10 protein-coding genes are annotated in these 11,414 nt (G+C 42.3%); 8 read left to right on the top strand and 2 right to left on the bottom strand.

Features of this window, described 5'->3' with window-relative positions:
- Nucleotides 1–9: 9 nt before the first annotated feature.
- Nucleotides 10–1,314, bottom strand: coding sequence for a succinyl-diaminopimelate desuccinylase (dapE, locus tag L1271_RS14610; RefSeq protein ID WP_102056891.1), 1,305 nt, complete (start codon nt 1,312–1,314; stop codon nt 10–12).
- Nucleotides 1,315–2,041: 727 nt separating this feature from the next.
- Here dapE and L1271_RS14605 point away from each other — a divergent pair.
- Entirely contained in the window at nt 2,042–2,356 is a 315-nt protein-coding gene (locus L1271_RS14605; protein ID WP_235368139.1) for a hypothetical protein, read from the top strand.
- Nucleotides 2,357–2,695: 339 nt separating this feature from the next.
- Here the strand turns inward: L1271_RS14605 and L1271_RS14600 are convergent, their stop codons facing one another.
- Nucleotides 2,696–3,613: a DMT family transporter gene (locus L1271_RS14600; protein ID WP_235368138.1), complete on the bottom strand. Its 918-nt coding sequence runs from the start codon at nt 3,611–3,613 to the stop codon at nt 2,696–2,698.
- 114 nt (nt 3,614–3,727) lie between these two features.
- On the opposite strand from L1271_RS14600, the gene L1271_RS14595 reads away from it, so the two are divergent.
- The 7 genes from L1271_RS14595 (at nt 3,728) to L1271_RS14565 (ending at nt 11,414) form a co-directional block, all read left to right on the top strand.
- Nucleotides 3,728–4,207: an Lrp/AsnC family transcriptional regulator gene (locus L1271_RS14595; protein ID WP_235368137.1), complete on the top strand. Its 480-nt coding sequence runs from the start codon at nt 3,728–3,730 to the stop codon at nt 4,205–4,207.
- Nucleotides 4,208–4,365: 158 nt separating this feature from the next.
- Nucleotides 4,366–5,565 (top strand): lipoprotein-releasing ABC transporter permease subunit, encoded by a 1,200-nt coding sequence (locus L1271_RS14590; protein WP_010604888.1) that lies wholly within the window; start codon nt 4,366–4,368, stop codon nt 5,563–5,565.
- Nucleotides 5,558–6,247: a lipoprotein-releasing ABC transporter ATP-binding protein LolD gene (gene lolD / locus L1271_RS14585; protein WP_045990679.1), complete on the top strand. Its 690-nt coding sequence runs from the start codon at nt 5,558–5,560 to the stop codon at nt 6,245–6,247. The genes L1271_RS14590 and lolD overlap by 8 nt, the downstream gene beginning before the upstream one ends.
- The gene (locus L1271_RS14580) at nt 6,240–7,469 is read left to right on the top strand and encodes a lipoprotein-releasing ABC transporter permease subunit (RefSeq protein WP_010604886.1); all 1,230 of its coding nucleotides are present in this window, start codon (nt 6,240–6,242) and stop codon (nt 7,467–7,469) included. The genes lolD and L1271_RS14580 overlap by 8 nt, the downstream gene beginning before the upstream one ends.
- A 569-nt stretch (nt 7,470–8,038) precedes the next feature.
- Nucleotides 8,039–9,307, top strand: a complete 1,269-nt coding sequence (locus tag L1271_RS14575) for an efflux RND transporter periplasmic adaptor subunit (RefSeq protein WP_235368136.1) — start codon at nt 8,039–8,041, stop codon at nt 9,305–9,307.
- Nucleotides 9,308–9,347: 40 nt separating this feature from the next.
- Nucleotides 9,348–10,043, top strand: a complete 696-nt coding sequence (locus tag L1271_RS14570) for an ABC transporter ATP-binding protein (protein WP_010604884.1) — start codon at nt 9,348–9,350, stop codon at nt 10,041–10,043.
- 9 nt (nt 10,044–10,052) lie between these two features.
- Nucleotides 10,053–11,414, top strand: a complete 1,362-nt coding sequence (locus L1271_RS14565; protein ID WP_235368135.1) for an ABC transporter permease — start codon at nt 10,053–10,055, stop codon at nt 11,412–11,414.

The following is an 11,414-nucleotide window of genomic DNA, read 5'->3' as shown; positions in this document are numbered from 1 at the left end:
TTCTGTTAATTAGCGAAGTTGCAGCAGTTCATCTTGAGTGGTTGAGTGAACATGAAGCGTAGGGTAGAGCAGGCGTTTATAGATGCCGTAGTAAAGTTGTTGAAGCTGGATTAAGTCGGATGTTGTTGTGTGTTCATCTATTTGATGAATGGTTTTGTTCACCAATCCAAGTTCTAATACTGAGGTTGATATTTCAGCAATAAAGCGGCCATCCGATGTTCCCCCTGCGGTCGATAGTTTTGGTGTGAAATGACATTGGTTGTTGATTTCATCGCAGACGATAGCGAGGGATGGAGAAGGGATCTCATCATTATTTACGCAGTAATAGGGTTTACAGGAGTTATTGGTCGTTAATGCATAATTGAGTGTATGTTTTTCGATGGTTTCTCTGACCAGCTGGACCAATTCATATTCGTTGTATGCGGGTGTATAACGGATATTAAAATTTAGCTGACATTGGCTTGGAATGATGTTGTCAACAAAATCGCCAGAATTTACATGAGTGAATTGTAGTGTGGTCGAGTCAAAGTTATCACAGTGCTTAGGCCAATCCATTGACAATAATGCTTGCATAATATTTTGCGCTAGATGGATGGCATTGGTCGCTTTTTGAGGGTAAGCCACATGTCCACTTTTACCATGTAAATTGATGGTAAAAGACAAAGCACCACGGCGGCCGACTTTCAGTGTATCTGCTACTTGCGCTTCTGAGCTTGGCTCTCCGACCAAGGTAAAATCAAATGTGATACGCTGCTGTTTTAAAAACTGAGTGATCCGCTTGGTTCCGTGTTCCGCTTCGCCTTCCTCGTCGCTAGTGAGTAGCAACCAAAGCTCTTTTTCCGGTATTCCAAATTCTGTCACTAGAGCCTCAATTGCACAGAAAAATGCGGCAATAGCGCCTTTCATATCAACAATACCTCTAGCGAAGAGGCAGCCATTGTGTTCTGTCAGCTTAAAAGGGTTAAACTGCCAATCTTGTGCACTTCCGGCCGGTACTACATCGGTATGACCAAGAAAAGCAAATCTAGCATCGCTGTTGTTACCTATGCTTGCGACTAAGTTACTTACATCACGAACGGGTAAGTGTTTGATTGAAAAGCCCAAAGCTCGTAACTCTTGTGCTAACCACAGTTGACAACCAACGTCATCTGGTGTGATCGACTTAAATGCGACTAACTGCCTTGCGATGTCAACAACGCGGTGGCTGGTATGTTTATCCTCATCAATACCTTGAAGCTCGTCATGAAGAGCTTCGATATCCTCTAGTGCTTCAGAGACAAGTTCAAAGCAAGTGCTTGAAGAAAAGTCATTCATCTCAAAAAACCTTAATGCAGAAGTATGATAAATAGGCAATTAAAAGCTCGCTTGTACACATTTTAATTACACTGCGTTCACAAGTTGCGTATTCAAACATTGAAATTCTTTAGATGCTAATGATTTTATTTTGACTAAATTAACCTAGATAATTTTATTGTTGTTTTTTATGAAGTAATAAAATTTGTTATTTTTAATGCTGTTTGGCTAATTTTTATATTTGAGTTTTATTGAATTAATTTTGGTGTAAATGCTCTATGTACTAATATTCTGAATGTGTGAAAAGTAATTTATCTTAATAATCAGGGGCGGGTTTTTGTTTCTTGAGTTATGTCTTGTGTTATTCGGAATTAAAAAAATGATGGTGTTTACGTTAATGAAATTGTTATTTTTTAAAGTGTGCGAGTTTGTTGTGTAAATTGCGCTATTAAGATAAATGGAATTAAACTTCGTTATTCATTTTTGTTATTTTAACTGTGTTTTATATTTCTATTTATTCTAAATGTGAGAGGCCTAAAAGGTGTGGGCATACGTATGTGGGCAAGATTTTTTATGATGAAGTTTTAAGGTTTAAATTGTTTTTATAAATTTAATGAATTTATTCTTGAGTTGTCATATTTAATGAATAAAATAGCGAGCGCTATAGAGCTTTTATTCAATATTTTGATTACTGTTACAGTATTTTGCTGTTTTTATCTATAGCGCTGACTTAAATTAAGGATGAAAAATGAAAAAGCTAATCACCGCACTCGTTGCATTCACCGCATTGTCTGTATCTGCTCAAGAAGTAGAAGAGGCGAAAGCACTCGTTACTCAACAAAACATTAAAATTGTTGCCATTGGCCAAAGCGGCTGGGATCCAATTTGGAGAGAGCCTACCTGTAGCATCCAAAAAACGGATGAAGATGCTGTAGGTAATGCTTACATGATCAGTCATTATGACATGTGTTTATGCCAAAACAGTAAAAAAGTGAGCTATCTGATTGAAGATACACAAAGCAACCCTAAGCAAGCAGCGGTTATTTGTTACCTAGAGCAGTAAGCTAGTCAACAGCAGCAGAGCAAAGTACTTGCACTTTACTCTGCTTTTATCACTGGTGTTTCCTTTAAGTTCAAATTAGCTAAATTAACTGATTTTTTGCTTTGGTGTGCTAAATAACCTGAGCTGCGGATAATTAATGCCTTTCTAGCAGCCAGTTTTAGCGCTAACTGCGTTGAATTCACTTCCAATAGCCAGCTATTGGTGCGTAAATTCGCCTTGCCTACAGGATGTAGGTACCTTAGCGAGAGCAGGACGCGGAAGCGGTGTTTTCCCTAAAACTCTCTGGCTAGACAAGGAAAAACTAAGTTGTGCTTTAGCAACAATGAGTTGGAACACTCCTTATCCAAACCTCAGGTTAAATAACTTGCCTAACTTCCAATCGAACTTTACAGCGCTGACGGCCGTTAAGATTAAAACAATCCCAAGCGTTTGTAGCATCGAAATCGTGTGCTCGAATGCAATAAAATCTACAAACAGCGCCACGACCGGATAAATAAAAGAAAGAATAGCGATTAATGTGGTGCTTAAGCGTTGAAACGCATCATACATGATCACATACATAAACCCTGTGTTGACGACGCCTAAGAATAGGATATTGCCCCAGCTCGATGAAGTCTCTGGGAAATGTGCAAAGTCAACCCAAGGCAATAAAAATAAACCGCCCAAAAAGATTTGGATCACAGCAACAACACCAGATGGCACTTGGCTTACCTTTTTTGTCATCAGCGTTGTAATGGTATACAGAAATGCAGCTCCAAGTGCCAGTAGCAGACCAAAAACGGCTTGATTGCTCTCTTGTGCAAAAATAACTGCGACTATTTCTTGATAGGGGATCCCCACAACCAACCATAATCCCACCACGGCGATGGTCAACCATAAAAGGATTGCTTTACTTGGATACTGACGATAAAGCACCGCACTTAATAATACCAACATCAGAGGTTGTAGATGGTATGCGATGATTGAAATTGAAAAAGGAATATAGTCAAATGAGGCGAATAACAGCACCCAGTTTCCGACCAGCGCGATACCGCCGAGCAAGATGGTTATAAAAACGGGACCTTTAAACACCTCTTTTGTCAGTTGCTTTGTTACGAGCACGTATCCAAGAAGGCACAACGCGCCAATAACACAACGTAAAAATACCACGTTCCAATAGGATTGTTGTGCACTGACGACAAAGTATCCTATGGTGCCAGATAGCACCATAGCTATTATCATCTCTATCGAACCTTTTTCTTTATCTGAGCCAAACATTGTTCACACCTTGTCATATTCAATTCTATACTTGCATATTACTTAGGGTTTGCCGTATTGCTAATAGACAATAAAAGGCTAATTTTTCTATTTTCCTAAAAATGAAAGGCAAAAATGCGAAAATTAATTAATAATGAAAAATGGTCGCTTGATGCGATAGATAGCAAGCTTATAGCGCTGTTAGAAAACAACAGCCGAGTGTCTGTTGCTGAAATGGCTCGTGCTGTGAATATGTCTTCACCGAGTGTGAATGAGCGCATGAAACGTATGGAAGAGTATGGGGTAATTAGTAAATACAGTATTGAATTAGACCCAGAAAGCTTTGATTACCCGCTGACAGCGATTGTGCGTATTCGTCAGCATCCTGGTAAACTAAAACAACTTGAAGCGATGATCCAAAACATTCCTGAAGTGATTGAATGTGACAAAGTGACGGGAGAGGATTGTTTTTATGTGAGGTTGTGTTTTGAGAGTATGCCTAAGCTAGACGAAATTCTGGATAAAGTCTCCACGCTGGGTGATACCCACACATCGGTGGTGAAATCAACAGTAGTCAAACGCAGAAACGTGCCATATCAGATCCGCAAAAGGTAATCGCTAAGTATGACGAGTAGTAACGTTTTGACGGGATAAGCAATGCACAGCTAAACGTCAACAAATTTATAGTTTGTCACACTTTTTATAGCAATCCTGCCATCAATCTGGTTTTGAGTATGTTAGTATCCGTGCAGCAGTTTTTTACGAGATAGATTATGTTTCAACCAGTTAGCCTCTTTGTTGGGTTAAGATATAGCCGTGCTGCGAAAGGCAATGCATTTATATCGTTTATCTCATTTTTCTCAATTGCGGGTATCGCCCTTGGCTTGATGAGTTTGATCACCGTCAGCTCAGTGATGAATGGCTTTGAGCAAACCTTAAAAGCCGCCATGCTTGATTTGATCCCGCATGTGCAAATTAAGGAAAATGAGCAACTTGATCAAAATAAATTACAAGCCATTGAAAATCATCCTTTGGTTAAGCAAGTTTCGCCATATGTTGCAAGTGACGTAATTCTACAAACCAATCAAGATTTGGTGGGTGTGCAACTTCAAGGACTATTTCAAGGGTATGAAACAGCGTTAGATGACGCCGTACGCGCAGGTAGCTTAACTCGATTGTATGAGCAAAAATACCAAGTGGCGCTGAGTCGCTATTTAGCCAATAAACTTGGCGTAAGCGTTGGTCAACAACTTCGCGTGATCATGCCTGAATTCACCACATACACACCGCTTGGCCGCACACCGACGCAGCGCTTATTCACCGTAGCTGCCATATATGATGGCCAAAGCGAAGCTGACACTTATTTGGCATTTGCCGACGGGAAGAGTTTACAGCGGTTAATGCGCAAGAAGCCAGAGCAATACGACCTTAACATTCATTTATATGATGCCTTTAGTCTGCCTGATTTTTATCAGCAAGCGGATAGCTTGTTACAAGGGCTCGAGATACAGGATTGGCAAACTCAGCAAGGCACATTGTTTGCGGCGGTTGCAATGGAAAAGCGCATTATGTCGCTATTACTTGGCCTTATTGTGATAGTGGCTGTATTTAATATCATTTCAGCGCTATCTATGATGGTGAGTGAAAAGCAAGGGGAAGTGGCTATTTTGCAAACGCTTGGCTTTACACCACAAATGATAGCTAAAGTGTTTATGGCGCAAGGGATGTATAACGGCATTTTTGGCACACTCATTGGTGTTGCTGGTGGATTATTGCTTTCGAACAATATTAATGAGGTGCTCCACCTCGCAGGCCTTCAGTTGCTTGGTGGCGCTGAACTTCCGGTCAAAATAGAACTAACAGATTTAACGATTATGGCAGTGGGCAGCATATTGCTAAGCTTTTTAGCAACCTTGTATCCAGCTAAACGCGCGTCGAGTGTGCTGCCAGCAGAGGTATTAAGATATGAGTGATTTAGTCATTGACTGCCAAGATTTGGTCAAAAGCTACCAAGATGGTAAAGCCGAAGTAACGGTACTAAAAGGCGTTGATTTATCTGTAACCCAAGGTGAGATGCTTGCCATTGTAGGTAGCTCGGGTTCAGGTAAAAGTACTTTACTGCATATTCTCGGTACCTTGGATAAAGCATCCACCGGTAGTGTAAAAATCAAAGGTGTGGAAGTTGGCAAGCTGTCACGTAAAAAGCAGGCGGAATTTAGAAATAAGCATTTGGGTTTTATCTATCAGTTTCATCATTTGTTGATGGAGTTTAGCGCGGTTGAAAACGTGGCGATGCCATTACTAATTGCCGGTAATAAAGCAAAACAAGCCCGCGAAAAAGCATTACTCATGCTTGATAAAGTAGGCTTGAGTCATCGTGCTGATCATAAGCCTTCAGAGCTTTCTGGGGGGGAGAGACAGCGTGTTGCGATAGCGAGAGCGTTAGTAACAGAACCTGATTTGGTGCTAGCTGATGAACCAACCGGCAATCTTGATAAGCATAATGCGCTAAGGATCTATGACCTCCTAGCTGAACTCAATCAGCAACTAAAAACCAGCTTTGTTGTTGTAACACACGACCTAGAGTTGGCAGATAAGCTTGGTCGTGCAGTGCAACTGGACGATGGCAAAGTAGGTGTGTATCAGCATGCTTAGTTATTTTTTAAGCAAACGTTTTAGAGAGTCTAAACGTCAGCTTGGCTTTATTGGTTTTTTAACCCGTGCTTCTACGCTTGGTGTAATGCTGGGTATGGCAGTATTGATAGTCGCACTTTCTGTGATTAACGGTTTTGAAGAACAATTAGAGCAGCGGCTGTTGTCGGTGGTACCGCAAGTTAGTTATCAAGCACCTTACGACCCTATTCAAGCGTGGCAGCAAAAAGTAGAGATCTTGGAGAGTCAACGTGGCGTCGTAAGCGCGACGGCTGAAATTAACTTAACAGCCATGCTGCAATACAAAGGCACCTTAAAAGCGGCGCAGTTAAAAGGGATCGCACCGAATAGGCATCATACGGTGTCGAGCATAGGTGATTTTATAAAAGGCGCAGAACTAAAGGCACTAAAACCGGGTGAAGTGATCATCGGCAAAGGGATAGCTGACAAGCTTGGCGTCGTGGCTGGCGATAATATCCAGCTCTTGGTTGCTAACAAACATTCGGATAATCCACTCGCTGCGCCAAAGCGATTAACGGCGACGGTGGTGGGGCTTATCGATATGGGCGGGCCACTTGACCAAACATTATCCTTAGTGCCACTTAACGCACTGCAAGAAGCGATGGATTTTAGAGAAGACCAAGTAACGGACTTGCGTGCCAAGGTGAGTGATGTGTTTCAGGCACAGCAAATTGCGACATCAGCGGGCAGGGCATTACCCGATTTAGTGTACGTATCGTCTTGGTTTCGAACGCAAGGCGGACTGTATCAAGATATTCAGATGGTACGCACTATCGTCTATCTCGTGGTATTTCTGATCATCGCTGTAGCGAGCTTTAATATCGTCTCTTCTATGGTGATGGAAGTAAAAGAAAAGCGGGCGGATATTGCCATTTTGAAAACCATGGGTGCACAGGACAGTACGATTTTTTCGACTTTTGCGCTACAAGGTGTGACGTATGCAGGGATAGGTGCACTGCTAGGCACAGGGATCGGCATTTTTATTGCTATTAATATCCCCGATATTTTTAAAGCCTGGATCAATATGAGTGATACCAATCCGCTTGAAGGCGTCTACTTTATTGAGTACTTACCGAGCAAAATTATTTGGACAGACATTTATATCAGTTTAGTCACGACTTTTGTTATGGCTGTCGTCGCAAGCTTATATCCCGCTTGGCAAGCCACCAAAACGGATCCTGCCAAAGTACTGGGAAATGGCTGATGATGGCAAAAATTTATAGCCGGTAAAACCGGCTATAACAAGTTTATATTGGCTGCAGATAGATTAAATTCCCAATAGAAGAGGAAACGTTTGATCAAGTATCAAGATGTTTGCATGTGTTCACATCACTAAAATGTCAAAGTGACTCGCACGGCTGGACAGGCCCTAACCATCAAGCTTAAACATATTTTTTAATACCAATTTGTCTTAATACTAGCTCAATTTGAAGGTGTAAATCTGACGCTACCTGCGTTAAAAATTTCTTATTTAGAACAACTCAATAGCAAAATCTTTGCCTTGCAGATATGGATGTAGGCACCTTGGCGGTAGCAGGATGCAGTAGCGGTGTTATCGACAAAATTTTCTCGCTGCAGAATAGATCACTTAATTAAGCAAATTGATATAAAGCTCCCTTGTCCGCAAACTGTCCGGTGTCCGTCCAAATCCTCTCAATAAAGCCGTTAAATTACATAAATGGCATATAAAACAGTAAGATAAATTATGGCACGCTACTTGTTATTAGTTACTCATAATAATCGCGGACACCCTCTTGTCCGCAAGGAGGTAGCATGATTAAAGATACAAGTGCGCAAGATAAACAAATCGCAAAGAAACGAACCATAAAAAAGCCTGTGCTTGCGTTGTTGGCCGTTGGCATCACCTTAGGTGGATTGACCAGTGCTTGGCCAAGCATTAACACAATTTTATCTGCAGAGCAGACGGTATCGCGGGAGCAAGTACGTCTCGCCACGGTAGTGAGAGGTGATATCAGCGAAGATATTCGTGTTGAAGGGCGTACGCTGGCTGCGAATAATCCCGACTTATATGCCATCGCATCGGGCACAGTGACGCTAAACGTTAAACCAGGTGATGCCATCAAAGCAGGGCAAGCGTTGCTTAGCATAGACAGTCCAGAGCTTACCAACCGTTTACTGCAAGAAGAGGCGACATTTGAACGTTTACAAACGGAAGTTGAGCGCCAACGGATCTCGATTAAACAGCAGCTACTTGATACTAAACAACGCATGGAAATGGCGAAAGTAGACTTAGAAGCGGCAGAGCGGGAAATGGCACGCTCAAAACAAAGCATCGAAAAGCAAATTATCTCAAAATTAGAGCTTGAACAGTCAATGGTTGAACTTAAGCGCGCGCAGCTACAAGAGCGTCACGCCATCGATTCACTAAAGCTTGAGCAAGAGCGACTTGCGTTTGAGCTAAAAAGTAGCGAGCTGAGCCTAACCAGACAACAGCATATTTTAGAAGAAGTGCAGCGTCAGGTAGCGGCACTTAACATTATATCGCCGTTGTCGGGTATTGTTGGTACGGTGCATGTCCAGCAAAAGCAGTTTGTACAGCGAGATGCGGCGCTAATATCCTTGGTTGACCTTTCAGAGCTTGAGGTTGAAGCGCAAATACCAGAAATTTATGCCGACAATCTAGGTGTCGGCATGGCCGCTGAAGTAATTATCAATCAATACCAATACCATGCAAAGCTGGTCGCTATTTCCCCTGAAATCGAAGCTGGCCGTGTCAGTGCGCGAGTACGCTTTGATGAACAACCAAGTGGTCTTCGCCAAAACCAAAAGGTATCTACAAGAATTATCCTGTCGCAAAAGCAAGACGTGCTCAAAGTAAGGCGTGGTGCATTTGTTGAAACTGGCGCAGGGCGTTTTACCTATACGGTTGTCGGTGAGCAGGTCGATCAAACACCCATTCAGCTCGGTGTAAAAAGTATTTCTGAAGTTGAAATTATCGAGGGCCTGAGTGAAGGACAAGAAATCGTGATTTCAAGTTTAGATCCGTTCAATAACAAAGCGCGAGTGTTACTCGGGAAGTAGCCCATCTCGCGTACCGAATAAGAATGAGAAGGAATAGACAATGTTAAAAATGAATGAAGTAAGCAAAATTTATCGCACAGATCTGATTGAGACTCATGCGCTCAGCAATGTTAATTTAACCATTGAAGAAGGGGAGTTTATTGCGGTCACAGGCCCGTCAGGATCAGGCAAAACGACCTTTTTGAACATTGCCGGTTTGTTAGAGCGTTTTGAGCGCGGTGACTATTTTCTAGATGGTGAAAACGTTGCCAATCTTAACGATAAAAAGTTGTCTCAGCTAAGAAACGAAAAAATTGGCTTTATCTTCCAAGGCTTTAACCTTATCAGCGACTTATCTTTATATGACAACGTTGAAGTGCCGCTCATTTTTCGTGGGATTAAGGCCAGTGAGCGTAAAAAGCGCATTGAAGAAGCGCTTGAACTCGTTGGGCTTGCAAGCCGAATGAAACATCATCCCGCACAGCTAAGTGGCGGGCAACAGCAGCGTGTGGCTATTGCCAGAGCTTTGGCGGGGAAACCGCGATTCCTTTTAGCGGATGAGCCAACGGGTAACTTAGACAGCTTAATGGCAAGGCAAGTGATGGATTTATTACAAGAAGTGAATCAGGCGGGTACAACATTGATTATGGTAACCCATGACAATGAGCTGGCACGACGAGCGGGTCGTAACATCCAAATTCTTGATGGTGAGCTAACCGACATCACCAAATCTCAGCTAACTGAACTGGCAGTGTAGGAGTAAGCAATGAAAGAGCTAATACTATTAGCTTGGCAGGGATTAAAGCAAAAACCCAAGCTAAGCGCACTGATGGTGATCAACCTTGCAGTTGGGATCACGTTAATGTTGACGATGTCAGCCATTGTAAAACAAAGCAGCAGTGAGGTGATTGGTTATAAGGGAGATCACTTGTACACCGCAGGCCTGAATTTTTTTGATGGCGACCAAGACGTTGTCGATTTTAACCAATTTCCACGCTGGACATATCAAGATGCAGAGGCGCTTAAGCAAGCGGATTTACCATACGAGCATCTATCATTTAACTACACCACAGAGTTTATTGTGGGGCTGGCGGATAACTCAGTTAGACCTATTAGTGTAGAAGCTTCTGGTACAGATAGAGAAATGTTTAGTGTACTAGATGCGCCGTTTATCCACGGAGCTTCTTGGAGTGAACAAAGCCAGCAAAGTGGTGAAGCGGTCGCTGTGATCAGTAAAAACGCTAATGACCATCTTTTTGGTGGGGCGAATTCTGTCGGGCAGTTTATTCAAGTTCAAGGCGAACAAATACAAGTCGTGGGCGTGGTTGATTTAAGCAATTATAAACGTCGTTTCCAAGATTTGAGCTTTAGTAATAATTACAATCACGATGCATTTATCCCGCTAAATTATGCCTATGCGCAAAACTTTCCAAGAACAGGGCAAGTATCGTGTAGAACCGACGATTTATACACCGCAACCAACCCACGCAGCGGCAGTATCGACATGCTGAAAAGTGCTGAATGTGGTTATTTGACGGTTTGGTTCCAGTACCAAAATGATATGGGGGTGGCACATCTTGCAGAGCTAAAAACTTGGTTGAATAACTATACTGCAAATCAGCAAGTGGTTGGCCGTTTTCAACACAACAATCTCACCGATTTTTATAGCATGGGTGAGCTCTATATTTTGATCCAGCGTTTTATGGCATGGGAAGCCATTTACCTAACGTTTTCATATTTACTATTTGCCATTTGTCTAGTGAACACTGTGGGGATCCTACTGGCCAAATTCCAAGCCAATCGTAAGCTTATTTCCCTTTACCGAGCCCTCGGTGCAAATCGTGGGGTGATCATGAAAATTCATTTTCTAGAAATTCTCATGCTCACAGTTGCATCTGTGTTGCTTGGTTTTGTACTCGCATTTGCAGGACTCGAGTTTATGTTCCATTTGCGTATGTATCAGACGGATTATATGGCATTTGCCGAGCAGGTTCGTCAAATCTATCAGTTTGATGGTGAGCTGGCACTTTTGACCACCATAGGTATTTTCTTGGCGGTTGGGATATCTGGATTATATCCGGTATACCGTAGTAGCCGTGTATCACCAGCTGCAGAGTTAAGGGGGTAA

It is taken from the genome of Pseudoalteromonas sp. OF5H-5 (genome assembly GCF_021530695.1).
GTDB lineage: Bacteria > Pseudomonadota > Gammaproteobacteria > Enterobacterales > Alteromonadaceae > Pseudoalteromonas.
The sequence above is the reverse complement of the archived record's forward strand: the minus strand, read 5'-3'. Positions and strand labels throughout refer to the sequence as shown.